This window comes from Streptomyces sp. AgN23, from assembly GCF_001598115.1.
Taxonomy (GTDB): Bacteria; Actinomycetota; Actinomycetes; order Streptomycetales; family Streptomycetaceae; genus Streptomyces; species Streptomyces antimycoticus.
The window spans coordinates 5,430,616-5,453,695 of record NZ_CP007153.1; the positions used below are offsets into that span (position 1 = coordinate 5,430,616).

A 23,080-nucleotide genomic window follows, 5' to 3' on the forward strand; every position below is an offset into this window, starting at 1 on the left:
TCTCCGGCCGTCAGTACGCGAAGGTCAGCGGCTTGTCGGCGTCCTCGTCCTCGGCGGCGGTACCGCCGTCCGGACTGCCCGGACCGCCCGAGGGCAGCCGCAGCTTCGGATCCTTGGCTGGCGGCTTCTCGTCGGTGTCCGGTCCGGCCTTGGCGTACTTGGTCAACAGCCGCACCTCGATCACCGCGAGCACCCCGTACAGCAGCGTGAAGACGCCGAGCGAGATCAGCACCTCGGTCCGGCTGACCCCGGGGGAGACCGCGTCGGCGGTCTTCATCAGCCCGTAGACCACCCAGGGCTGCCGGCCCATCTCGGTGAAGATCCAGCCGAAGGAGTTGGCGATCAGCGGGAAGCCCATGGTGAGGATGCCGATCCGCCAGGACCAGGTGGACAGCAGCGGGCTCATCTCGCGGCTCTTGGTGAGCATGAGCCGGGGCACCTCGTCCTCGCCGGTGCGGAAGGCGGGTGCCAGCCACCGCTTGCGCCGGGTCGTCCACAGCCCGATCAGTCCGGCGACGAACGAGGTCATGCCGAAGCCGATCATCAGCCGGAAGCCCCAGAAGGTCATGAAGATGCTGGGGATGTAGTCATCGGGCTGCCCGCCGTAGGCGTCGGCCTCCCGCTGGGCGATGTCGTTGATCCCGGGAACGGCGTCGGTGAAGTTGCTGTGCGCCAGGAAGGAGAGCGCGGCGGGGACCTCCAGCTCGACGCTGTTGTGGCCCTTGCTGACATCGCCGACGGCGAAGACCGAGAAGGGCGCGGGCGCCTGGGTGTCCCACAGCGCCTCGGCCGCCGCCATCTTCATCGGCTGCTGCTCGAACATCACCTTGCCGAGCTGGTCACCGCTGAGCGCCGTGCCGATCCCCGCGATGACCGCGACGACCAGGCCCACCCGCAGCGAGGCCCGCATCGCCCCGATCTGCTTCTTGCGCTGCTCGCCCAGCTCCTCGCCACGCTCCCGGCGGCGCTTGGCCCGCAGCAGGTGGAAGGAGGAGATGCCGATGATGAAGGCGGCGCCGGTGAGGAAGGCCGCGGTCAGGGTGTGGAAGACGACGACGAGGGTGGTGTTCTGGGTCAGCACCGCCCAGATGTCGGTGAGCTGGGCCTTTCCGGTGGCCTTGTCGATGGTGTAGCCGGTCGGGTGCTGCATCCAGGAGTTGGCGGCCAGGATGAAGTACGACGAGAGGATCGTGCCGATCGAGACGATCCAGATGCAGGCGCAGTGGATCTTCTTGGGCAGCTTGTCCCAGCCGAAGATCCACAGACCGATGAAGGTGGACTCGAAGAAGAAGGCCAGCAGGGCCTCCATCGCGAGCGGGGCCCCGAAGACATCACCGACGAAGCGGGAGTAGTCCGACCAGTTCATGCCGAACTGGAACTCCTGCACGATGCCGGTGACCACACCCATCGCGATGTTGATCAGGAAGAGCTTGCCCCAGAACTTGGTGGCGTGGAAGTACTTCTCCTTGCCCGTGCGGACCCAGGCGGTCTCCAGACCCGCCGTGATGGCGGCGAGAGAGATCGTCAGTGGCACGAAGAGGAAGTGGTAGACGGTGGTGATGCCGAACTGCCATCGGGCGAGCGTCTCCGGCGCCAGAGCCAGATTCACCTGAATCTCTCCTTACGGTCGTGCCTGCCCGCGAACGAGCTTGTGAACGTATTCACATTCACAAGCAATGATACGCACATGGCTTCGCCCCCTCCCACAGGGGGTGGGAGGGGGCGAATGGGGCACCTCTGGGTATGCTGCGCACCTTACGGAGGGGCCGATGGGCCCCTTGTGCGCCAGGGGCCCAGGCGGGCCCACAGCTCCTTGCGGGGCTCAGAGGCTCTAGTGCTCAGGCTCAGGCTCAGGCTCAGGCAAGGCTCACAGCTCCTTGCGGAACTCCTCCGCCGTCCGCAGGAAGATCTCGTTCGCCTCGCGCTCGCCGATCGTCACCCGCGCCCCCTCACCCGGGAACGGACGGATCACCACGCCCGCCGCCTCGCAGACCGCCGCGAAGTCGAGCGTGCGCTCCCCCAGCCGCAGCCAGACGAAGTTCGCCTGGCAGTCCGGGACCGTCCACCCCTGGGCGGTCAGCGCCTCCCACACCCGGCCCCGCTCGGTGACCAGCGCGTCCACCCGCTCCCGCAGCGCGTCCTCGCTGCGCAGCGAGGCCACCGCCGCGTCCTGGGCGAGCTGGCTGACGCCGAACGGCACCGCGGTCTTGCGCAGCGCCGCCGCCACCGGCTCATGGGCGATCGCGAAGCCGACCCGCAGCCCGGCCAGGCCGTACGCCTTGGAGAAGGTGCGCAGCACGCAGACGTTCGGCCGGTCGCGGTAGAGGTCGACGCCGTTGGGGACCCGCTCGTCCCGGATGAACTCGTTGTACGCCTCGTCCAGCACCACCAGCACATCGGACGGCACCCGGTCCAGGAACCGCTCCAGCTCGGCCCGGCGCACGACGGTGCTGGTCGGATTGTTGGGGTTACAGACGAAAATCAGCCGGGTGCGGTCGGTGATCGCATCGGCCATCGCGTCCAGATCGTGGACCTCGGCATCGGTCAGCGGAACCTGCACCGAGGTCGCGCCCGCGATCTGAGTGATGATCGGATATGCCTCGAAGGACCGCCAGGCGTAGATCACCTCATCGCCCGGCCCCGCCGTGGACTGGACCAGCTGCTGGGCCATGCCGACCGAACCGGTCCCGGTGGCCAGATGCTCCAGCGGCACATCGAAGCGCTCCGCGAGCTCGGCGATCAGCGCCGTGCAGGCGAGGTCCGGGTAGCGGTTCAAGGACGCGGCGGAGTCCGCCACCGTCTCCAGCACCCCGGCCAGCGGCGGATAGGGGTTCTCGTTGGAGGACAGCTTGAAGGCCAGGGGACCCCCCGTGGCGGCCGGCTTGCCGGGCTTGTACGTCGGAATGCCGTCCAGCGCGGCACGCAGCTTGGGGCTCTTCTCGGTCACCGACAGTCCTCCTCGACCCATCCTGTCCCGGACCGTGCACATCGTTCGCACACGGCAATACTGCACACCTTATGAGGATTCCCCCGTCTCGCGTACCCGCCGGGCGCCGCCGCGTACCCGCCCCCGGCGCCCGCGTACCGACCGGGGGGAGCGCCCCGCTTTTCCGCGCGCGCCGGTGGCGAGCGCCGTGGCGCGCATCACCCGTGCAGGTGAGTTGAGACCTCTTCGAGACATGTATCAATCAGCAGGCGTGGATATGCCAGGGGCCATCAGAGGCCCGGTGGATCCCCCAACTGGCTTCACTTCCAAGGGAATTGAGGGGGCCGTTCATGCAGAAACGTGCCTTCCGAATACCGATGGCGGAATCGCGCAACCCTCCCACCCGAGCCCTACTATCGGCTGGCCATGACAGCAGCAGGGAAGCACCAGGTGAGCCGGTCGGCCGGCCGCCGGTTAGGGCGGGCGGGCATCCGGGACGTGGCCGCCGCCGCCGGGGTCTCGATCACGACCGTCTCCGACGCGCTCAACGGCAAGGGCCGGCTCCCGGAGGCCACCCGCCGCCATGTCCGCGAGGTCGCCGAGCGGCTGGGCTACCGCCCGTCCGCAGCGGCCCGCACCCTCCGTACCGGCAAGTCCGGCCTCATCGGCCTGACCGTGACCACGTACGGGGATGAACCTTTCACCTTCACCGAGTTCGCCTACTTCGCCGAGATGGCGCGAGCCGCCACCTCCGCCGCGCTGGCCCGCGGCTACGCCCTCGTCATCCTCCCCGCCACCTCCCGCCACGACGTGTGGTCCAACGTCGCCCTCGACGGCACCGTGGTGATCGACCCCTCCGACCACGATCCGGTCGTCACCGAGCTCTTACGCCAAGGCATCCCCGTCGTCAGCGACGGCCGCCCGGCCGGGGCCCTCCCCGTCACCGCCTGGGTCGACAACGACCACGAGGCGGCGGTGCTCGGACTGCTCGACCACCTTGCCGAGGCCGGCGCCCGCCGGATCGGGCTGCTCACCGGGACGTCCACCGACACCTACACCCGACTGTCCACCACGGCGTATCTGCGGTGGTGCGAACGCGTGGGGCAGGATCCCGTCTATGAGGCGTACCCGGCCCACGACCCTTGTGCCGGTGCCGTCGCCGCCGACCGGCTGCTCGCCCGCCCCGACCGCCCCGACGCGGTCTACGGCCTCTTCGACCCCAACGGCACCGATCTGCTCGCCGCCGCCCGCCGCTACGGCTTGCGCGTCCCGGATGATCTGCTGCTGGTGTGCTGCAGCGAATCGACCGTCTACCGCACCACCGAGCCGCCCATCACGACCCTCTCACTCAAACCCCGCCGGATCGGCACGGCGGTCGTACAGTTGCTCATCGACGCCATCGAGGGCCTTGATACCGACCACCCCGTCGAGCAGGTCATACCCACCGAATTGATCGTGCGGACGTCGTCACAGCGCCGTCCGCCGCGTACGACGGTCAACGCCCCGCGCAGCCGTGCCGGAGGCTGACCTGAGGGTGACTCAAGGATGACCCGAGGAGGACCTGAGACCAATGGGCTTCCCCTACCGGGCCAATCCGGGATAAAAGTCCGACCAAGCAGGAGCGAGCACCGATTGACGGCACCCTGGTGCGTCACAAGCCCTCACGGTCATTCCTATGATGGGCGGACGACACCGCGGACCGCCGTCGACCAGGCAAGGTCCACAAGGTGGGACGGCGGCGTGATGGTGGAGGGGTCGATGACTCAGGGGGCCGGTCTGGAAGCCACGGCAGGGACCACGGCTGCGATCCCACCCGTGCCCGCGTACGGGGTGCCCACCCCGCCCATGTCCACGCATGGGGCGCCCACCCCGCCCATGTCGGCGTACGGGGCGTTCACCCCGCCCGGCATGGGCGCGCCCGGAGCCGTACCGCCCGGGCCCGCGCCCGCGGCCCCGGGCCCCGCCGCCCCCGTGCCGCCGCCCGCGCCCGCTCCCGGTCCCACGCCGGGGGCACCGGCTCCAAGGGTGCCCGCGCCGGGGGCTCCTGAGGCGCCCGCGCCCGCCGCGCCGCCGCCCGCCGAGTACACCCCGACCGAGCGGCTCCCGGTCATGGGCCCCGGGCACACCATCCCGGACACGCCGCTCGTCCCGGCGCAGGACCGCCCCACCGTCACGCTCACCTCGGTGCCCGAGCCCGAGCACGGCCCGCTCGCCGAGGACGAGGGGCCCGGCCCGCTGTATGTCGTGGGCGATGTCCACGGCTACCACGACGAGCTGCGCGAGGCGCTCGCCGCCGAGGGCCTGATCGACCCCAAGGGCAACTGGGCTGCGGGCAACGCCCGGTTGTGGTTCCTCGGCGACTTCACCGACCGCGGTCCGGACGGCGTCGGCGTCATCGACCTCGTCATGCAGCTCTCCGCCGAGGCCGCGGCCGCGGGCGGCTACTGCAAGGCGCTGATGGGCAATCACGAGCTGCTGCTGATCGGCGCCAAGCGGTTCGGCGACACGCCCGTCAACTCCGGTGCCGGAACCGCCTCCTTCCAGGCCGCCTGGCTGCTCAACGGCGGCCAGCGCAGCGACATGGAGCGGCTGGAGGACCACCACCTCCAGTGGATGTCCCGGCTGGACGCGATGGCGGAGGAGGACGGGCATCTGCTGGTCCACTCCGACACCACCGCCTATCTGGATTACGGCGACTCGATCGAGGCCGTCAACGACACCGTCACCGAGACGCTGCAGCGCAGCGACGCCGACGAGTGCTGGGACCTGTTCCGCAAATTCACCAAGCGGTTCGCCTTCCGCGACGAGGACACCGGGCCCCTGGCGGCCCGCGAATTGCTCGACACCTACGGCGGGGAGCGCATCGTCCACGGTCACAGCCCGATCCCGTATCTGCTCGGCGAGGTCGGCTCCGAGGACGGCGAGGACGGCGGCACACCCGCCGTCGAGGGCCCGCATGTCTACGCGGACAATCTCGCCGTGGCCATGGACGGCGGCGTCACCATGGCCGGAAAACTGCTGGTCGTCCAACTTCCTCTGACCGGCTGAGGATTCAGCGGACGCTGCCCGGGGCAGATAGAGAGCTTCACCGGCGCGGGAGCAATTCCCGAAACTTGCTGTCACCCCGCGCCGGATCGGCTCTACCATCGGCTTATCCGTCGCAGGCTCTCCTCCGTTTCCGCCCGACTGCCCGGCGCAAGCCGGCGTCACGGCCCTACGGAGCATCGGGGGATGCACCATGAAAAGCGCTCCGCACCTGCTGACCGAGGACCGCCCGGAGTTCGAGCGAGTTCTCGACGAGGCACTGCGCACCGCACACCATCGCCCGGACCTCACCGGTGTCGGGCAGCGGCTGACTGCCGAGCAGTTGCGCACGATGGCGCTCGGCGCCTCGGCCGCGATAGCGGCATGCGCGGCCGCCGAATATCAGGACTACCGCGAAACTCGCGCCAAACTGCGCGAGCCCGCGCCGCTCTTCCCGCTCGCCGGGGACGTGGGCGAGCGCGAACACCCGGAGGGCACGGTGGGGCTCGCCGGCGCGATGCAGGACGCCGCGGGGGCCGGGCTCGTCGCCATGCTCGCGGTGCTGGCGCCGGTGCTCGCCGGAACCGCCGCGATCATCTTCCTCATCGTCGGCTACGTCCTCAACGTCCTCGACCCGGCCCCCTCCATCGCCCAGCCGATGGTCACCGCGGGCTGGTTCTTCGCGGCGCTGACCGCCGCGGGCATCCTCATCGCCGCCGTCGGACTGCTCCTGACCGCGCTGCGCAACGGCTCCAGCGCGATCCGGGGCGAGGCGCGCAGCGAGCAGTTGGAGGAGGTGGACCGCGCCCGAGAGGTCTGGCGTCAGGCCCTGCTGGAGCGCGGCATCCTGCCGTTCCTCCGCGAGGCCCTCGCCAACCCCTCGGCCCCGTCCCCCTCCGCCTACGTCCCGACCAACCCCGAAACGGTCAGCCGCACCCCGCACCTCGGCTACAGCCGCCCCGGTTTCAGCACCGACGGCGAGGGTCCCAAGGCCCGCCCCCGCTACAGCAGCCCGGACTTCACCAGCCCCGACTACGGCGGCCCGGAGCACCAGCCGGACTAGCCCGCGTCGGGGGCCGCCCCGGGGTGCGGTCCGGGTGGGCGTGGGGGTGCACGTGGGGTCATCCCGGATGGCGGGTCGCGGCCGCCTCGCCAGGATGGCTGACCATGACTTCCTTGACTCGACGCACCTTCATGGGTGGTTGCGCGGCCGGAGCGCTACTGGCCGTGGCCGGGAGCACCGAGGCCCGCGCGGCGACAGGGACCACCGGATCGACCACCGCGCCGACCACCGCATCGACCACCGCATCCGACGAACCCGCCCTGCGGGCCGCCATCAGCGATCTCTCGCATCCGCCCGCCACCTCCGCGCAACTGCGCGTCGACCGCCGAGGCGATCACTGGTACGGCACGGCCGGGGCGGCGGACCTCGTGAGCGGGCGGGCCGTACGCCCGGACGACCGCTTCCGTGCGGGCAGCATCACGAAGGCATTCGTGGCCACCGTGATCCTTCAACTGTGGGCCGAGCGCCGGGTGGAGCTCAACGCACCCATCGGGCGATACCTCCCGGATCTGCTGCCCTCGGCATTCTCCCGCCGCATCACCGTGGCCCAGCTGCTCAACCACACCAGCGGACTGCCCGACCATCGAGGGCTGCCGGACGACAGCACCCCGGAGGGCGTCGTGCGGCATCGGTGGGACCGATGGACACCGCGGGAGTGGGTCGAGACGGTGACCCACGACCCGCTCAAGTTCGATCCGGGGGCCACCCAGGAGTACCGGGGCATCAACTACGTCCTGCTCGCCCTGATCATCGAAAGGCTGACCGGCCGCCCCTACGGCCAGGCGATCGAGTCCCGCGTCCTCCGCCCGCTGGGCCTGGCCCGGACCCTGCTACCGGGCCAGGACCCGCGCCTCCACGGTCCGCATGTGCACGGCTATCTGCGGATGACCGACGGCTCGCTGCGCGATATCACCGTGTACAACCAGTCCAGCGCCTGGGGCGAGGGCGAGCTGGTCTCCACCCTCGACGACCTGTCCCGCTTTCAGCGAGCCCTGTTCTCCGGCGCCTTGCTGCCACCCCACGCGCTGGACAAGCTCTTCACCCTGCCCCCGGATTCCGTACGCATGCTGGACGGCACCCCGGCCCGCTACAGCCTCGGCCTGCAGAAGGCCACGGTCAACGGCGTGACGTTCTGGGGAAAGACCGGCGAGGGATACGGCTACCGCACCCGCATGTTCGCCACTCGCGACCAGACGCTCCGCTTCGTCCTCTCCTACGCCCCGACGCCACTGACCACCCAGGAGGAGATGACCAACCGAGTCGTCGCCGTACTCACCGCGTGAACCACCGAGTGGCCCGCGCTCCGACCGCCTCAAAGGGCGGCACGGAGCACGGACCAACGCTCGAAGGGATGTTTCACGTGAAACGGGCCAACGGGAAGAAGAGGAAAGCGCCCCCGTCAGCTGTACAGCGGCGCCGTACGGCCCCTATCCCCAGTCCGCCTCAGTCCGCGATCGGCAGATAGACGCGGTTGCCCGCCTCGGCGAACTCCTTTGACTTCTGGGCCATACCGGCCTCCGCCTCCGCCGCGTCCATCGCGCCGCCGTGTTCGCGGCGGATGTCTTGGGAGATCTTCATCGAGCAGAACCTGGGCCCGCACATCGAGCAGAAGTGTGCCGTCTTGGCCGGTTCCGCAGGGAGGGTCTCGTCGTGGAAGGAGCGGGCCGTGTCCGGGTCGAGGGCCAGATTGAACTGGTCCTCCCAGCGGAATTCGAAGCGCGCGTCGGAGAGCGCGTCATCCCATGCCTGGGCGTCCGGATGGCCCTTGGCCAGGTCGGCCGCGTGGGCGGCGATCTTGTAGGTGATCACGCCGGTCTTGACGTCATCGCGGTCCGGCAGGCCCAGATGCTCCTTGGGGGTGACGTAGCAGAGCATCGCCGTACCCCACCAGGCGATCATCGCGGCACCGATGCCCGAGGTGATGTGGTCATAGGCGGGGGCGATATCGGTGGTGAGGGGGCCCAGGGTGTAGAAGGGGGCCTCTTCGCAGATCTCCTGCTGGAGGTCGACATTCTCCTTGATCTTGTGCATCGGGACATGGCCCGGGCCCTCGATCATGGTCTGGACGCCGTGCTCCTTGGCGATCCGGTTGAGCTCGCCGAGCGTGCGCAACTCCGCGAACTGCGCCTCGTCATTGGCGTCGGCGATCGACCCGGGGCGCAGTCCGTCGCCCAGCGAGTAGGTGACGTCGTACGCCGCGAGGATCTCGCACAGCTCCTCGAAGTGGGTGTAGAGGAAGGACTCCTGGTGGTGGGCGAGGCACCACGCCGCCATGATGGAGCCGCCGCGGGAGACGATGCCGGTCTTGCGGCGGGCGGTCAGGGGGACGTACGGCAGGCGGACGCCGGCGTGGACGGTCATGTAGTCGACGCCCTGCTCGGCCTGTTCGATGACCGTGTCCTTGTAGATCTCCCAGGTCAGCTCCTCGGCCCTGCCGTCGACCTTCTCCAGCGCCTGATAGAGCGGCACCGTGCCGATGGGGACCGGGGAGTTGCGCAGCACCCATTCGCGGGTGGTGTGAATGTTGCGGCCGGTCGAGAGGTCCATGACCGTGTCGGCACCCCAGCGGGTCGCCCAGGTCATCTTCTCGACCTCCTCCTCGATGGAGGAGGTGACGGCCGAGTTGCCGATATTGGCGTTGACCTTCACCAGGAACCGCTTGCCGATGATCATCGGCTCGATCTCCGGGTGGTTGACATTGGCCGGGAGGACGGCGCGGCCTGCCGCGATCTCCTCCCGGACCACCTCGGGGGAGACGTTCTCGCGGATCGCGACGTACTCCATCTCCGCCGTGATCTCGCCCCGCCGCGCATAGGCGAGTTGGGTCACGGGGACGCCCGCGCGACCGCGCCGCGGCTGGCGTGGGCGGCCGGGGAAGACCGCGTCGAGGTTGCGCAGCCCCCCGCGGGGCGAGGTGTGCTTGATCCCGTCGTCCTCGGGGCGGACGGGGCGACCCTCGTACTCCTCCGTGTCGCCGCGGGCGACGATCCAGTTCTGCCGCAGCGGCGCCAGGCCGCGGCGGACATCCGTCTCGATGGTGGGGTCGGTGTACGGGCCGGATGTGTCGTACAGCGTCACGTCCTGGCCATTGGTGAGGTGCACTCGGCGGACCGGGACGTGAAGGTCCGGGCGCGAGCCCGCGATATATCCCTTATGCCAGCCGAATTCGGCGTTCTCGGCGCGCGATGATGCATCCTGCTGAGTCATGAGACCCACTCCCTACGCCGGCATTACCCGGTAACAGGTTCAGCGGTCGGCGCAGCTACAGCGTCAGCGCCCTCTCAGCCCGGTGCTCCGAGCTCCCGCGATTGCAAAGGTTCGTGCCCACGCTAACGGTTTATCCACAGTGCTGAACAGGGGGCCCACTCCTCTTGCGATGATGCGACCGTGACCGCCATCCAGCAGGACCACCCGCCCGAGCAGCCCCACCCCTCCGATCAGGCGCACGACCACGGCCACGGCCATTCCCACGGCCACTCGCACGGTCATGGCCCCGCCGCACCCGTCTCCGCCCGCCTCCGCAAGATCATCGCGGCGGTGCTCATCCCCTTCGCGGTCGCCGTCGTCGCAGGTCTGATCGTGCTCTGGCCGGGCGGCACGCCCGACCACAAGGCGAGCGGCCGCAGCGGTCTCGGCTTCGACCAGCAGACCGTCGCCGGACGGGTGGTGAAGGTCGAGGAGGTGAACTGTGCGGACGTCAACGCCCAGCCGCAGGCGCCCACCGAGCCCGGCCAGGACAGCACCGTCCAGAACGGCGCCCCCGGGCAGGGCGGGAAGAAGAGCGTCTGCGAGAAGGCCACCATCGAGGTCACCTCGGGCAAGGACAAAGGTCGTACCTTCCCCGAAATCATCCAGCCCAACGCCTCGCGTCAGTTCAGCGCCGGGCAGGAGCTGAAGCTGGCGTACGCCCCCAAGGCGCCCAAGGACCTGCAGTACTCCGTGTCCGACGTCGACCGGTCGATGCCGATGGCGCTGCTGGCGGGGCTGTTCGCGCTCGCCGTCGTGGTGGTGGGGCGGCTGCGCGGGGTGTTCGCGCTGGTGGCGCTGGCGATCAGCTTCGGGGTGCTGACGCTGTTCATCCTCCCGGCGATACTCCAGGGTTCCAATCCGCTGGTGGTCGCGGTCGTCGGGGGCAGCGCGATCATGCTTCTCGCGCTCTATATGTGCCATGGGCTGACGGCCCGTACATCGGTCGCCGTGCTCGGCACGCTGGTGTCACTGCTGCTGATCGGAGTGCTGGGCTCGCTGTTCATCGCCTGGGCGAGCCTGACCGGCAATACGGACGACCAGACCGGTCTTGTGCACGGCCTCTATCCGAACATCGAGATACGCGGGCTGCTGCTGGCGGGCGTGATCATCGGCTCGCTGGGCGTGCTGGACGATGTGACGGTCACCCAGACCTCGGCGGTGTGGGAGCTGAGGGCCGCGGACCCGGCCGTGTCCCGGCGCAGGCTTTACGGGGCGGCGATGCGGATCGGGCGGGACCACATCGCCTCCGTCGTGAACACGCTGGTGCTGGCGTACGCGGGCGCGTCGCTTCCGCTGCTGCTGCTGTTCTCCATCGCGGACACCGGTGTGGGCACGGTCGCCACGAGCGAGATCGTCGCGGAGGAGATCGTACGGACGCTGGTGGGCAGCATCGGGCTCGTCGCCTCGGTGCCGGTGACCACGGCGCTGGCCGTGCTCGTGGTCTCCGCGGACCGCGCCCCGGCGGCGGATGGCGGCGCGGAGCGGGGGGCCGACACGGGCGGCGCCCAGGCGGCCCGGACCGGCCGGGGCGGACGCGGGCGGCGGCGCCGGGCCAAGACGCGCTGAGCGGCCGGGCGACGGCACGACGAGCCGCCGGGCGGAGGCACGACGAGCCGCTGAGCGACGAGGGCCTCAGCCCCCGGGCGCGCCGTCCGGGCTGTTCGGTGGCCCGGACGGTTCGGTGATGGCGGACGGTTCGGCCGCGGCACACCGGCCGTCGGCCCGCCGCCGCGTATCCGCCCCTCAGCCCGCGTACCGGTCCTCGGCCAGGATGCGGTGGAGTTCGGCGTCGAGATCGCCGACCGGATCGCAGGCCGCCGGCTCCTGGCCGAAAGGCACCACCCGGTCCGTCCTATCGAGGAAGGCCACCAGAGGGGCGGCCCCGGCCCGGAACAGGGCCCGTTCACAGCCGACTTGGAGTCTGATGAAGACGTCCGAGAGCCCCTCGGGGGAGGCCGGAGCGATACGCACATCCCCCTCACCGGTGGGTCTGCTCAGCCCGTCCAACAGCAGCTCCCGCGCGAAGGCCCAGCTCACCGGCGCGTCGCCGGGCAGATGGAAGGTGATCTCGACGGCATAGGGGTCGCTGCTGTCGTAGGACAGCTCGACCGGGATCCGGAAGGAGAGATCCTGCGAGACCAGGAAGGTCATCGTCACTTCCGCCTGAACTGTGTCACGCATGTCACGCATCGTTCGCCGCCCCGGGTTGTTTGCGCATGGCCGACTCTGGAGCGTAGCGACTCGATTGCTGTGCGGAGTCGGTTTGCCTCGTGTGAGGGAACGAAAATGGCCAGTGTTGCCATGGGGAGGCCCGCGGGGCCGGACGACGTGGGCCCGGTGGGCGGGAGATCGGGGCCGGCGCACCGGCCGTATCGAAGATCGCTGTCGTCAACAGGCACCCCCGGGGTGTTGTTGCGAGGCAGACGCCGAGAGGAAGAACGCCGAGGTCTCGCACTTTAACGGCAGGGGTGGCGCCGGGCCGCGCTCCCGCCCCGGCGGTATCCCTCGCGCGGCCTATCCGCGCGCGGTGGGGGCCCGCAGGGCCCGCGGGGATGCGTCAGGCCCTGGGGGGCGCGGCGAGCGCCGCGCGGCGGGTCAGGCGGTGAACTTCCGTACGACGTAGATCAGCCCGGCGATCAGCGCCACCAGCAGCAGCGCCTTGAAGACAAAGCTCACCAGGAACCCGATCACGCTCATGATCAGACCGCCGAACACGGCGAGGATGAGCACCGGTATCGCGATCCAGGTCACCCACCACGGCAAGCCCCGGAATATCCCCTTCGTAGTCACGTAACTCCCTGCTTTCTCTCCGAGCCGTGGGTCCGGACGCCGACGGCCGGTCTTCCCTGCCGTCGATGCTAGGACGGGACGGAAGCGCGCGGGCGTCCCGCGGCCCCCGTCCTCCCCTGACCGAACCCCTACGGGACCGTCCGGCCACCCGTCGCCTCCGCGGTGGACAAGCCCGCAGGCGACATCAGCTCCGGCCGGGTCAGCCCGCAGGCGACATCAGCCCTCCGGCGGCGAGAACACCACCAGCACCCTCAGGTCCTCGGTGATGTGGTGGAACTTGTGCGCCGTGCCCGCCGGTACGTACACCACGCTGCCCCGCGCCACCTGCGTCGTCTCCATTCCCACCGTGACCGACGCCCGGCCGCTCACCACCAGGTAGACCTCGTCCTGGTGATGCGGCGACTGCGGATCGGGCTGGCCCGCGTCCAGCGCGTACAGCCCCACGGACATGTTCCGCTCCCGCAGGAACTGCAGATACGCGCCGTTGTTCGCGGCCCGCTCCGCCTCCAGCTCATCCAGCCGGAACGCCTTCATTCGCCTCTCCACCCCTGCCTACGGGGCCCCTGCCTGTCGCGGGGCCTGTCTGCGACGATCTCAACCATGAAGAATTTTCTCGTCAAGACGATCGCGAACGCCGGTGCCCTCGGCGTCGCCATCTGGCTACTCAAGGACATCACGCTCACCGGTGACAACACCGGCCGCCAAGCGCTCACCCTCATTCTCGTCGCGCTGGTCTTCGGCGTGGTGAACGTGGTGGTCAAGCCGATCGTCAAGCTCCTGGCCTTCCCTTTGTTCATCCTGACCCTCGGGCTGATCACGCTGGTGATCAACGCCCTGATGCTGCTGTTGACCTCCTGGCTGGCCGGAAAGCTGGACCTGAGCTTCAACGTCGACGGCTTCGGCACCGCGGTGCTCGGTGGCCTGATCGTCTCCATAGTCGCGTGGGCCCTGCACGTCGTGCTGCCCGATGACAAGGACTGATCCCGGCCGGGGATGATGGGAGGCATGAGAGACCCGTCGCCCTACCGTGTCTGCTTTGTCTGCACCGGCAACATATGCCGCTCGCCGATGGCCGAATCCGTCTTCCGCGCCCACGCCGCGGAGGTCGGGCTGGACGGCCGTGTCGAGGTGGACAGCGCGGGCACCGGGCCCTGGCACGAGGGCGACGGGGCCGACCGCCGCGCCATCGACGTACTCACCGCACACGGCTATGAGCAGGATCACATCGCGCGGCATTTCCAGGCCGACTGGTTCGATCACCTCGATCTGGTGATCGCCCTGGACAGCGGCCATCTGCATGAGCTGCGCGCGCTCGCGCCGACCCCGCAGGACGCCGCGAAGGTACGGCTGCTGCGCAGCTACGACCCGGACGCGGACCAGAACGCGCTGGGCGGCCTCGACGTACCGGACCCCTACTTCGGCGGGACGGACGACTTCGAGGAATGCCTGGACATGATCGAGGCCGCCAGCGGCGGGCTGCTGGACGCGGTCACCGAGGCCATCGACGCGACGGAGAGCGCCGCCGAGGGGACCCCGGGGAGCGCCGCCGAAGAGACCGCCGAAGGGACCCCGGAGCAGGCCGCCCAGAGCGCCGAAAACAGGAAGAGCGCGTCGGCCGCCGATGACCCGGACGCGGGAAAGGAGCCCGCATGACCGGCGACGGTACCCGCGCCGTACGGGCCGGGCTGCCCGAGGCCGAGGCGTACGAGCCGACGCTGCCGGGCCCGGTCTTCGCCGCCCACTACCACCTCCCCGGCGACGCCGCCGGCCCCTACACCTACGGCCGGGACGCCAACCCCACCTGGTCCCTGCTGGAGCGGGCGATCAGCGAGCTGGAGTCACCGGGCACCGACGCCGAGACGGTCGTCTTCTCCTCCGGGATGGGCGCGATCTCGGCCGTGCTGCTGTCCCAGCTGCGTCAGGGCGACGCGGCCGTGCTGCCGGCGGACGGCTATCAGCTGCTCCCGGCGCTGATCGAGCGGCTGGAGGGCTACGGGGTCACCGTGCACACCGCCCCGACCGGCGAGGACGCCCAGTTGGACGCCCTGGACGACCGGACGAAGCTGCTCTGGCTGGAAACCCCGTCCAATCCCGGACTGGACGTCTGCGACATCCGCCGACTCGCCGAGGCCGCGCACGCCCGCGGCACGCTGGTCGCCGTCGACAACACCCTCGCCACCCCGCTCGGCCAGCGGCCGCTGGAGCTCGGCGCGGACTTCGCCGTGGCGAGCGGCACCAAGGCGCTCACCGGCCACGGCGATGTGCTGCTCGGCTATGTGACCTGCCGCGATCCGCGGCTCGCCGCGGAGGTGCGGGCCTGGCGCAAGACGGTGGGCGCGATCCCCGGCCCCATGGAGGCCTGGCTCGCCCACCGCTCCCTGGCCACCCTGCAGCTGCGCGTCGACCGCCAGGCGGCGACCGCACTGGCCCTCGCCGAGGCGCTGCGCGAGCGCCCCGAGATCACCGGACTGCGCCACCCCGGTCTGCCGACCGATCCCGCCCATGGGGTCGCGGCCGGGCAGATGCGCGGCGGGCGCTTCGGCTGCGTGGTCTCCTTCACCCTGCCGGACAAGGAGTGCGCGGAGCGCTTCCTGGACGCGCTGCGGCTGGTGGACGACGCCACCAGCTTCGGCGGGGTGCGCTCCACGGCGGAACGGCGCAGACGGTGGGGCGGCGACGCGGTCTCCGAGGGGTTCATCCGGTTCTCGGTGGGCGCGGAGGACCCGGACGATCTGATCGCCGACGTGCTGCGGGCGCTCGATGCGGCATCCGCCCCGGCGGGTGGCTGAAAGCGGGCGGTACGCCTGTGCGGGCGTCTCAAGCCTCCCCCCTCGTGGCTTGAGACGCCCCGGTCCTTCTCGTGGAGAACCGCTCGAACAAGGCTAGTTGACTCAGCGTCAGTGTCCAATCACAGTAGCGACATGGGCCTATCGGCATATTTATAGTTGGCATGCGTGCGGGGCACGACGAGGCGAGGGGAACCGCATGGATCTGGCCCTCTTACGCACTTTTGTCGCGGTTCACCGCGCCGGGTCCTTCACCCGCGCCGCCGGGCTGCTCGGCCTCTCCCAGCCCGCCGTCACCGGCCAGATACGCACCCTGGAGCGGCAGCTGGGCCGCCCCCTGTTCCTCCGTACGGCGCGCGGCGTCGTCCCCACCACCGTCGGGGACGAACTCGCCCACAAGGCCGCGCCGCATCTCGACGCCCTGGTGGAGATCACCGAGGCAGGTCTCGACGACGACCGCTCGGCCCTGCGCACCCTGCATCTCGCGGGCCCCCCGGAGTTCACCGCGCTGCGCGTCCTGCCCGCGCTGACCACCCTCGTCGCCCAGGGCCTGGCGGTGCGGTGCGCCTTCGGCAGCGCCGAGGAGCTGTTCGAGGGGCTGGGCGCCGGCCATCACGACCTGGTCATCACCACCGCCCGGCCGCGGGGCCGGCTGCTGGCCGCCACCCCGCTGTGCGACGAGGAGCATGTGCTGGTCGCGGCCCCGCGCTGGGCCGCCCGGCTCGGCGGTCCCGCGGTGCTCCAGGTCAAGGGGGTGCGCGCGCTGGAGGCGCTGCCCGTCGTCGAGGTGCACGAGAGCCTGCCGCTGGTCACCCGCTACTGGTCGGCCGTCTTCGACACCCGGCCGGTCACCGCCGGCACGATCATCGCGCCCGATCTGCGCGCGGTGCTCGCCTGCGTCGCGGAGGGCGCCGGGCTCGGCGTCCTGCCGCGCTATCTGTGCATGGACGCGCTGGACGCCGGAGAGGTCGTGGCGCTGCTCAACCCGCCGGTGCCGCCGCTGCGCACCTATTTCCTGGTGGTGCGGACGGGGGCGCTCGCGCTGCCGCATATCGCGCGGGCGCACGAATGGCTGTCGCGCGCGGCTGTCGACTGGTGAGTAAGTGGTTTCGCGGGGCGAAGGGTGCGGCAGATGTCCTGCATGACCGAACGACCTGTGGTCAAGCGCACCGCTCGCGCCATTCTCCTCGAGGGCGAGGCCGCCCCCCGGATGATCCTGATCAAGCGCACCAAGCCCGGCCAGGCGCCGTACTGGATCACTCCGGGCGGCGGGATGGAGCCCGAGGACGCGACCGTCGTCGAGGCCCTGCACCGCGAGGTGGACGAGGAGCTGGGGGCGAAGGTGACCGATGTGGTGCCCGCGTTCGTGGACACCGTCCCCCATGCCGATGAGGGCGCGGACTGCGCCGGAGGCGCCGAGGGCGCCGGCGGGGTGAAGGTGCAGCACTTCTTCGTCTGCAGACTCGCCTCGATGGACCTCACCCGGCGGCACGGCCCGGAGGTGGACGAGCCGTGCGGGGAGTACGACGTGGTGAGCGTCCCGTTCACCCGCGAGGGGATCGCCTCGGTCGAGGTGGTGCCGCCCTCGCTGCGGGCCTACCTCGATGCCAACATCGAGGGTGTGCTGGCCCTGCTCGCGGACGACCTCGGCTAGCGCCTGCCGGGCGGACCGTCGCGGGGCAGGATCTAGCGGAACCAGCCGCCGAACGGCTGCTGGGTCTTCCGGGCCGCCCGCTGACGCGCCTCGGCCAGCACCCGTTCGGCCTCCTCACGCCAGGTCTCGGGGCCCGCGTCGGGGCGTACCTCCGGCCGGATGGCGGGGCTGAGGTCGGCGCGCGCCACGGAGGGCTGCGGCGCTTGCCCTGCCGAGTCGGCCGCTTCGGCCTGCGCGGCTGGTGGGGTCCGGGTGCCCGGTTCGGCCGGCACGGTCCGGCCGGCCAGGTCCACCGGACGCACGGCTGGAGGGGCGGCCGGGGCCGGCGAGGCGGAGACGGCCTGGGCGGTCTGGGCGGCCTCGCCGGGAAGGTCCACCGGCCGCGAGGCCGGTGGGGCGGCTGGGGCGGGGCCCGGGGCGGCCGGAGACGCCTGAGCCTCAGGGCCCGAATCTGCCGGAGCCGCCTGGGCCTGAAGGCCCGCGACCGCCGGGACCGCCGGGGTCTGAGGGGCCGAGACCGCCGGGGTGGCCGGAGTCTGAGGGCCAGGGGCAGCCGAGACTGCCGGGGCGGCGGTGGGGTCCTGAAGGCCCGGGGCAGCAGAAGCGGTTGAGAACTGAGGGCCCGAGACCGCCGGAGTGGCCAGGGCCTGAGGACCTGGGGCCACCGGGGCTGCTGTGGTGACCGGGATCTGAGAGCCCGAGACGCCCGGCGTGGCCAGGGGCCGAGCACCCGGGACCACCGGGGCGTAGGGGACAGGCGGGGCCTGAAGACCCGGGACGGCCGGGGCCGCCGGGGTGACCGGGGTCTGAGGACCCGAGACGGCTGCCATGGCCGGCGTCTGCGTACCCGGGACCACCGGGGCGTACGGGACAGGCGGGGCCAGAAGCACCCGGACCGCAGGGGCCACCGGGGCCGGCCGGCCGGGCAGGTCCGCCGGCTCCGGGGCCGCCGAGGTCGGCAGGGTCGGCGGGGTCGCCGAGGTCGGCGGGGTGATGGGCGGGGCGGGCGGGGTCCGGCGGCCGTCGCGCGCCTCGGCGGCCGCGCCGAAGAAGTCGCCGCCCTTCCGCTTGACGTCGTCCGTCCCCCAGTCCCGCTCCCGGTCGTGCTCGAGGGCCCGGTCACCGGAGGGTCCGCGGTACCGGCTGTCGCCGCCGCCGGTGCGCCGCTGCGCCGACACCTTCTGGAGGTGCGGGATGTGCTTGGCGCAGTGGATGTACGCCTCCTCGATGGTCACCTCGACCCACACCACCGCGCGCCGCCCCGGCACCGGATCCACCGGCAGGCCGGGGTGCGCCTCGCGCATCTCGGCGTCCTCCACCACCCGGGCCCGGCCGTTCACATGCAGCCCGATCCGGTCCCGGAAGAAGTCGACCATGAGAATGCCGACGTGGGGGTTCTCCTGGATATTGCCGAGGCTGGCCAGGACGCCGTTCCCCCGGTATTCGGGATAGGTCAGGGTGCGCGCGTCGAGTACCCGCAGAAAGCCGGGCGGACCGGCACGGAAGGTGTTGTCACACTCCCCGTGCCCGTCGGAGGTGGCCAGGAAGAACATTTCCTGACGGCCGATGAACTCCCGCATCCGGGCGTTCAGGTGGTCCAGCACCTGTTCGTCGTAGAAGCGGTCGGCGCGGTCGACCGTGTCCAGCCGCCGCTGCAGAAGGTGTTCGCCGTCGCTCCCCGGACGCCACGCGCGGTCGTCGAGGTGCTCCGCACTGTCCACGGTTCTCGTCCCCGTCCTACTGATTCGCCATCCGGGAATCGCCGGAATGCCTGCCTCATGTCGGTGTTTCGCCGTCTGCCGTCCGCGCCTATTCCGCGGCCGCGGCGAGCTCCTCGATGGAGTCGTGCCGGATGCGGTGGGACGGAATACCGATGCCCACCAGGGCGTCGACACCGCTGCGGATCATCCCGGGCGGCCCGGAGAGATACGCGTCGAACGCGTTCCACGGGCCGTACTGCCGCACGGCGTCCGGCAGCCGGCCGCTGAGGCCGTTGGTCGGGCCGTCGGAGACGACGGGGCGGACCGCGAGCCACGGATGCTTCTGCGCCAGCCGCAGCATGGTGTCGATGTCGTACAGGTCGTGATCATTGCGGGCGCCGTAGAAGACCTCGACCGGACGGTGGCGGCCGTAGTCGGCGACGTCCTCGACCAGCGCCTTGATCGGCGCGATACCGGTGCCGCCGCCCAGGCAGAGCAGCCCGTTGTCGCTGGAGTGGTCGACCGTCATGGACCCGGCGGGGGGCCCGAGGCGGATCACATCGCCGGGGCGGGCCCGGTGCACCAGCGCGGAGGACACCCATCCGGCCGGAATGGCCTTCACATGGAAGGAGAGCAGCCCGTCGGAGCGCGGCGCCGAGGCGAACGAATAGTGCCGCCACACCCGCGGCCACCAGGGCGTTTCCACTGAGGCGTACTGGCCCGCCCGAAAGGGGTACGGCTGGTCCGGGCGGACGGTGATCACGGCGATGTCGTGGGTGCGCGGCTCATGCCCGACCACCTCGGCCTGCCACCACGCGGGGGCGCGCAGTTCGTCCTCGGCGGCGGCGTCGATCATGATCTGGGAGATCGCGGTGTAGGCACGCACCCAGGCGGCCTCGGCCTCGTCGGTCCAGGTGGTGACCGCGTAGCGGGTGAGCGCGCCGATCAGGCATTCGCCGACGGCGGGGTAGTGCTCGGGCTGGGTGCCGTACTTACGGTGGCCGCGGCCGAGCCGGGTGAGGAACTCGGTGAGGATGTCGGGGTCGTCGATGAGCCGGGCGGCGGTCAGTATCGCCTTGAACAGCCGGTCGCGCTGGGCGTCCATGGCGGCGGGGAAGAGCGGCCGCAGCTCGGGGTGCTGGACGAAGAGCAGCGCGTAGAAGTACGAGGTGACCTTGTCGCTGATGGGCTCGACTTCGGCCATCGTGCGGCGCAGGAGGACCGCGTCGGGCGAGGCGGTCTCGGGGATGGCGAACGGCGAGTCGGGGCCGGGCCGGACGTCCTGCGGGGCCGGGGCCTCATCGGGACGCTGATGCTCCTCGTGCCTGGGGGGCGTGGGGCCGGGGGCCGCGGGGCCCGGGGCCCGGCGGTCGTCCACCCGGCGCTCGCCCGCCCGCGGGCCGGACGGCCCCGGACCGGGCGCGGGGGGCGGCTCCACGGGCGTACGGCGGTCGGCTCCGGTGCCGACCGGACGTATCGGATTCACCGGACGACTGGGCGCACGCTCGTCGCTCTGCCGGTCCGGCGCCCCCTGCTCCTCGGCCGGTCGCCTGCTCGGGGTGAACCAGCCCCAGTCGCCACTGTTTCCGCCGGAGCCGTCGCTGCCGGCCGACGATGTGGTGGTCGGAGCGTCCATGGTTGCCTCGCCTCGAACATCTTTCTGTCGGTCTTCGCACTTCCGCTGCCGGAATGTGCCCGCAATTCCCCGTTCTGGTGCCCTGGTTCAAGCGAGAATGGTCGTGCCGACCCTCTCCGTGACTCTCTTCGGGCAGCATGCCACGCTCGTTCCCCACCCCGGGCACATAGCCCGAAGTCCGGGGAACGGGGGCCGCGTTCCCGTTATCCTGGTTGGCCCGGGATGCCCGTTCTGACCCCGTTACAGTACGCCGCACGGAACCGGACCCGACCCTACCGGCCCCGGATGAATTCACAAGCCCCAAGTGCACCACGTTCGTTACACCTGCCAACTCACGTAATTACCGATAGTTACGTGCGGTTACCCATCAATTCGTAAGCCTCTCGGAGATCGCGACCGGCATAGGCGTGGGATGCGATGTCGCTCACATGGTGGTCGGCGTTCACGGCGACCGAGACCGGCACCACCGAGAACAGCTCCGCGTCCGAGCGGGAATCCCCGTAGGCCACGCAGTGTTCCCTGGTCAACCCGAACGTCGCACAGAGTTCATCGGCGATCCGGACCTTCGCGGCCGGGGTCAGGATCCCCGCCGGATCCACCGGCTCCCGGAACGGCACGGCGGGCCAGGCCGATCCGTAGGTGGCGTCCGCGCCCCACTCCAGCAGCCGCGACACGAAGAAGCCCGGCGAGAGTGAAATCACCGCACAGCGCTCGCCCCGCGCCCGGATGTCCGCCCACACCTCACGGATCCCCGCCAGCCACGGCGCTCCTTCGAACGCCGCCGCCACATGGGCCTCCGTCAGCTCCTCCCACAGCGCGCAGGCCCGCTCGGCGAACTGGGCCGTCGTCAGCTCCCCGCCCGCGAACGCCCGCTCCAGCGCGGCGATCTCCCGCTCCAGACCGAGCTGCCGGGAGATCTCGATCGCGGCGGCGGAGCCGTGGATGAGCGTGCCGTCCAGATCGAACAGATGCAGTCTGGTCATATCAGCCGAGCGTAGAGGCAACCGTCCGGGCCCCGCCGCCCCGGTCCTGCCCTGTCCTGCTCCGCGCTTCTCCGCTCTGCTGTGCTCGGCGCCGCCGTCGCGGCCCGCGCCCGCCGCCGGGAGTACGTGTGGATACTCCTGCCGTCAGACGCCGCGGGGGCCGCCGCGCCGCCACGGTGGGGGCATGCAGCAGCTCACCCGCCCCGTCCGCCGGGGCCTCCTCGTCGTGCATGTCGTCGTCTCCGTCGGATGGCTCGGGCTGTCCCTCGGGATGCTGGCCCTGGGGATCACCGGGGCCGTGGCCGACTCGGCCGAAGAGGCCGGGGCGATGTACCGGTCCATGAACGTGCTGGGTGACTGGCTGCTGATTCCGATCAGCCTGCTGGCGCCGGCCAGCGGGATCGTGCTGTCGCTGGGGACGCCCTGGGGGCTGGCCCGCCACCGGTGGGTGTACGTGAAGTTCTGGCTGACGCTGGTCACCACCGGCGCCACGGCGTTCGCCCTGCGCGCCAGTATCGACGCCGCGGTGGCCGATGTGGTGGCAGGCCGGGCGGTCGGGGCGACCACGGATCTGATCGTGGCGCCGTCGGTCAGCCTGGGCGTCTATACGTTCCTCACCGCGATCTCGGTGACCAAGCCCTGGGGGCTGACCGCCCGGGGGCGCCGGCTGCGGGCGATAAAGCACCGATAATTGCATACGCGGTCTTTTTCATCGCTGGACTATCCTGGAATCCGCTCACCCACCAAGGAGGGGTTCCATGCCGGAAAAGGCGCACAGCGCCGTCGCCCCGCCCGCAGGGCAGGCGCTCGCCCAGGGCTGGTGCGCCCTGTCCTCCCTGCACGGCCGGATAGAGACGCATATCGAGCGTGCGCTGCAGGCCGGGCACGATCTGAGCGTCCGCGAATTCTCCGTGCTCAACGTCCTCAGCGGACAGCACGACGGCGACGGCGGACATCTGCAGATGAAGCAGCTCGCCGACTCCGTCGTGCTCAGCCAGAGCGCCACGACCCGGCTGGTCACCCGGCTGGAGGACCGTGGGCTGCTCTCCCGCTACATCTGCCCCAGCGACCGCCGCGGCATCTACACCAACGTCAGCGACGACGGGCTCAAGCTCCTGGAGGAAGCGCGGCCGACGCACGACGCGGCGCTGCGCGAGGCCCTGGCCGACGCCGCCCGGCGGCCGGAGCTGGCACCGCTGGTCGCCGCCGTCGAGAGGCTGACGGCGACGTACTGATCGCCACCGGCCGTGCGCTGCTTGCCCTGGTCCG

The 23,080-nt window shown here is 70.8% G+C and carries 21 protein-coding genes and 1 riboswitch; of the genes, 12 read left to right on the top strand and 9 right to left on the bottom strand.

Annotation, left to right across the window (positions count from 1 at the left end):
* Positions 1 to 10 precede the first annotated feature (10 nt).
* On the bottom strand, positions 11 to 1,609 hold the full coding sequence (locus AS97_RS23330; protein WP_059143697.1) for a cytochrome ubiquinol oxidase subunit I: 1,599 nt from the start codon (positions 1,607 to 1,609) through the stop codon (positions 11 to 13).
* A gap of 258 nt (positions 1,610 to 1,867) precedes the next feature.
* Positions 1,868 to 2,947, bottom strand: coding sequence for a histidinol-phosphate transaminase (hisC, locus tag AS97_RS23335; protein WP_059143698.1), 1,080 nt, complete (start codon positions 2,945 to 2,947; stop codon positions 1,868 to 1,870).
* Between the two features lie 405 nt (positions 2,948 to 3,352).
* Between hisC and AS97_RS23340 the strand changes: the two genes are divergently transcribed.
* From AS97_RS23340 to AS97_RS23355, 4 genes are all read left to right on the top strand, one after another.
* Positions 3,353 to 4,453: a LacI family DNA-binding transcriptional regulator gene (locus tag AS97_RS23340; protein WP_059143699.1), complete on the top strand. Its 1,101-nt coding sequence runs from the start codon at positions 3,353 to 3,355 to the stop codon at positions 4,451 to 4,453.
* Positions 4,454 to 4,669: 216 nt separating this feature from the next.
* Complete coding sequence (locus AS97_RS23345; RefSeq protein ID WP_210567267.1) at positions 4,670 to 5,974, top strand: metallophosphoesterase; 1,305 nt, start codon at positions 4,670 to 4,672, stop codon at positions 5,972 to 5,974.
* Between the two features lie 190 nt (positions 5,975 to 6,164).
* Entirely contained in the window at positions 6,165 to 7,013 is an 849-nt protein-coding gene (locus tag AS97_RS23350; protein WP_210565594.1) for a hypothetical protein, read from the top strand.
* 104 nt (positions 7,014 to 7,117) lie between these two features.
* Positions 7,118 to 8,296, top strand: coding sequence for a serine hydrolase domain-containing protein (locus AS97_RS23355; protein ID WP_059143702.1), 1,179 nt, complete (start codon positions 7,118 to 7,120; stop codon positions 8,294 to 8,296).
* Between the two features lie 160 nt (positions 8,297 to 8,456).
* Here AS97_RS23355 and thiC read toward each other — a convergent pair whose 3' ends face one another.
* Positions 8,457 to 10,220, bottom strand: coding sequence for a phosphomethylpyrimidine synthase ThiC (thiC, locus tag AS97_RS23360; RefSeq protein ID WP_210565595.1), 1,764 nt, complete (start codon positions 10,218 to 10,220; stop codon positions 8,457 to 8,459).
* Positions 10,213 to 10,329: riboswitch (TPP riboswitch) on the bottom strand. (Overlaps the previous gene by 8 nt.)
* A gap of 71 nt (positions 10,330 to 10,400) precedes the next feature.
* Here thiC and AS97_RS23365 point away from each other — a divergent pair.
* The gene (locus AS97_RS23365; RefSeq protein WP_210565596.1) at positions 10,401 to 11,828 is read left to right on the top strand and encodes a YibE/F family protein; all 1,428 of its coding nucleotides are present in this window, start codon (positions 10,401 to 10,403) and stop codon (positions 11,826 to 11,828) included.
* Positions 11,829 to 12,005: 177 nt separating this feature from the next.
* Here the strand turns inward: AS97_RS23365 and AS97_RS23370 are convergent, their stop codons facing one another.
* The 3 genes from AS97_RS23370 to AS97_RS23380 all read right to left on the bottom strand — a co-directional run bounded on the left by AS97_RS23370 (position 12,006) and on the right by AS97_RS23380 (position 13,586).
* Positions 12,006 to 12,443 carry an SsgA family sporulation/cell division regulator gene (locus tag AS97_RS23370; RefSeq protein ID WP_046085022.1) on the bottom strand — a complete coding sequence of 146 codons (438 nt, stop codon included), beginning with the start codon at positions 12,441 to 12,443 and terminating at the stop codon, positions 12,006 to 12,008.
* 414 nt (positions 12,444 to 12,857) lie between these two features.
* Positions 12,858 to 13,052 (bottom strand): DUF5326 family protein, encoded by a 195-nt coding sequence (locus tag AS97_RS23375; protein ID WP_059143705.1) that lies wholly within the window; start codon positions 13,050 to 13,052, stop codon positions 12,858 to 12,860.
* A gap of 216 nt (positions 13,053 to 13,268) precedes the next feature.
* Entirely contained in the window at positions 13,269 to 13,586 is a 318-nt protein-coding gene (locus AS97_RS23380; RefSeq protein WP_059143706.1) for a cupin domain-containing protein, read from the bottom strand.
* A 66-nt stretch (positions 13,587 to 13,652) separates the two neighbouring features.
* Here AS97_RS23380 and AS97_RS23385 point away from each other — a divergent pair, with 66 nt between their 5' ends.
* The 5 genes from AS97_RS23385 (at position 13,653) to AS97_RS23405 (ending at position 17,492) form a co-directional block, all read left to right on the top strand.
* The gene (locus AS97_RS23385) at positions 13,653 to 14,033 is read left to right on the top strand and encodes a phage holin family protein (protein ID WP_210565597.1); all 381 of its coding nucleotides are present in this window, start codon (positions 13,653 to 13,655) and stop codon (positions 14,031 to 14,033) included.
* A 24-nt stretch (positions 14,034 to 14,057) separates the two neighbouring features.
* On the top strand, positions 14,058 to 14,705 hold the full coding sequence (locus tag AS97_RS23390) for a low molecular weight protein-tyrosine-phosphatase (RefSeq protein WP_210565598.1): 648 nt from the start codon (positions 14,058 to 14,060) through the stop codon (positions 14,703 to 14,705).
* Positions 14,702 to 15,841: a cystathionine gamma-lyase gene (locus AS97_RS23395; protein ID WP_059143708.1), complete on the top strand. Its 1,140-nt coding sequence runs from the start codon at positions 14,702 to 14,704 to the stop codon at positions 15,839 to 15,841. The genes AS97_RS23390 and AS97_RS23395 overlap by 4 nt, the downstream gene beginning before the upstream one ends.
* A 196-nt stretch (positions 15,842 to 16,037) precedes the next feature.
* Positions 16,038 to 16,937 (top strand): LysR family transcriptional regulator, encoded by a 900-nt coding sequence (locus AS97_RS23400; RefSeq protein WP_059143709.1) that lies wholly within the window; start codon positions 16,038 to 16,040, stop codon positions 16,935 to 16,937.
* 42 nt (positions 16,938 to 16,979) lie between these two features.
* Positions 16,980 to 17,492, top strand: a complete 513-nt coding sequence (locus tag AS97_RS23405) for an NUDIX hydrolase (RefSeq protein WP_059143812.1) — start codon at positions 16,980 to 16,982, stop codon at positions 17,490 to 17,492.
* Positions 17,493 to 17,524: 32 nt separating this feature from the next.
* On the opposite strand, the gene AS97_RS47560 is transcribed toward AS97_RS23405, so the two are convergent.
* From AS97_RS47560 to AS97_RS23420, 3 genes are all read right to left on the bottom strand, one after another.
* On the bottom strand, positions 17,525 to 19,213 hold the full coding sequence (locus AS97_RS47560; protein WP_247204468.1) for a pyridoxamine 5'-phosphate oxidase family protein: 1,689 nt from the start codon (positions 19,211 to 19,213) through the stop codon (positions 17,525 to 17,527).
* An 88-nt stretch (positions 19,214 to 19,301) separates the two neighbouring features.
* Positions 19,302 to 20,828 carry a globin domain-containing protein gene (locus AS97_RS23415; RefSeq protein WP_210565599.1) on the bottom strand — a complete coding sequence of 509 codons (1,527 nt, stop codon included), beginning with the start codon at positions 20,826 to 20,828 and terminating at the stop codon, positions 19,302 to 19,304.
* 350 nt (positions 20,829 to 21,178) lie between these two features.
* Positions 21,179 to 21,811 carry an HAD-IB family phosphatase gene (locus AS97_RS23420; RefSeq protein WP_059143711.1) on the bottom strand — a complete coding sequence of 211 codons (633 nt, stop codon included), beginning with the start codon at positions 21,809 to 21,811 and terminating at the stop codon, positions 21,179 to 21,181.
* A gap of 184 nt (positions 21,812 to 21,995) precedes the next feature.
* On the opposite strand from AS97_RS23420, the gene AS97_RS23425 reads away from it, so the two are divergent.
* Positions 21,996 to 22,502, top strand: coding sequence for a hypothetical protein (locus tag AS97_RS23425; protein ID WP_059143712.1), 507 nt, complete (start codon positions 21,996 to 21,998; stop codon positions 22,500 to 22,502).
* A gap of 67 nt (positions 22,503 to 22,569) precedes the next feature.
* Positions 22,570 to 23,046 carry a MarR family transcriptional regulator gene (locus tag AS97_RS23430; protein ID WP_059143713.1) on the top strand — a complete coding sequence of 159 codons (477 nt, stop codon included), beginning with the start codon at positions 22,570 to 22,572 and terminating at the stop codon, positions 23,044 to 23,046.
* The last annotated feature ends 34 nt before the right edge of the window (positions 23,047 to 23,080 follow it).

Excerpts from the sequence above, each read along its gene's own strand:
- AS97_RS23340 (WP_059143699.1), top strand. The coding sequence starts at position 3,353 with ATGACAGCAGCAGGGAAGCACCAGGTGAGCCGGTCGGCCGGCCGCCGG.
- AS97_RS23425 (WP_059143712.1), top strand. The coding sequence starts at position 21,996 with ATGCAGCAGCTCACCCGCCCCGTCCGCCGGGGCCTCCTCGTCGTGCAT.
- AS97_RS23420 (WP_059143711.1), bottom strand. The coding sequence starts at position 21,811 with ATGACCAGACTGCATCTGTTCGATCTGGACGGCACGCTCATCCACGGC.
- AS97_RS23350 (WP_210565594.1), top strand. The coding sequence starts at position 6,165 with ATGAAAAGCGCTCCGCACCTGCTGACCGAGGACCGCCCGGAGTTCGAG.
- AS97_RS23415 (WP_210565599.1), bottom strand. The coding sequence starts at position 20,828 with ATGGACGCTCCGACCACCACATCGTCGGCCGGCAGCGACGGCTCCGGC.
- AS97_RS23355 (WP_059143702.1), top strand. The coding sequence starts at position 7,118 with ATGACTTCCTTGACTCGACGCACCTTCATGGGTGGTTGCGCGGCCGGA.
- thiC (WP_210565595.1), bottom strand. The coding sequence starts at position 10,220 with ATGACTCAGCAGGATGCATCATCGCGCGCCGAGAACGCCGAATTCGGC.
- AS97_RS23370 (WP_046085022.1), bottom strand. The coding sequence starts at position 12,443 with ATGCGTGACACAGTTCAGGCGGAAGTGACGATGACCTTCCTGGTCTCG.
- AS97_RS23400 (WP_059143709.1), top strand. The coding sequence starts at position 16,038 with ATGGATCTGGCCCTCTTACGCACTTTTGTCGCGGTTCACCGCGCCGGG.
- AS97_RS23405 (WP_059143812.1), top strand. The coding sequence starts at position 16,980 with ATGACCGAACGACCTGTGGTCAAGCGCACCGCTCGCGCCATTCTCCTC.
- AS97_RS23385 (WP_210565597.1), top strand. The coding sequence starts at position 13,653 with ATGAAGAATTTTCTCGTCAAGACGATCGCGAACGCCGGTGCCCTCGGC.
- AS97_RS23390 (WP_210565598.1), top strand. The coding sequence starts at position 14,058 with ATGAGAGACCCGTCGCCCTACCGTGTCTGCTTTGTCTGCACCGGCAAC.
- AS97_RS23430 (WP_059143713.1), top strand. The coding sequence starts at position 22,570 with ATGCCGGAAAAGGCGCACAGCGCCGTCGCCCCGCCCGCAGGGCAGGCG.
- AS97_RS23395 (WP_059143708.1), top strand. The coding sequence starts at position 14,702 with ATGACCGGCGACGGTACCCGCGCCGTACGGGCCGGGCTGCCCGAGGCC.
- AS97_RS23380 (WP_059143706.1), bottom strand. The coding sequence starts at position 13,586 with ATGAAGGCGTTCCGGCTGGATGAGCTGGAGGCGGAGCGGGCCGCGAAC.
- AS97_RS23345 (WP_210567267.1), top strand. The coding sequence starts at position 4,670 with ATGGTGGAGGGGTCGATGACTCAGGGGGCCGGTCTGGAAGCCACGGCA.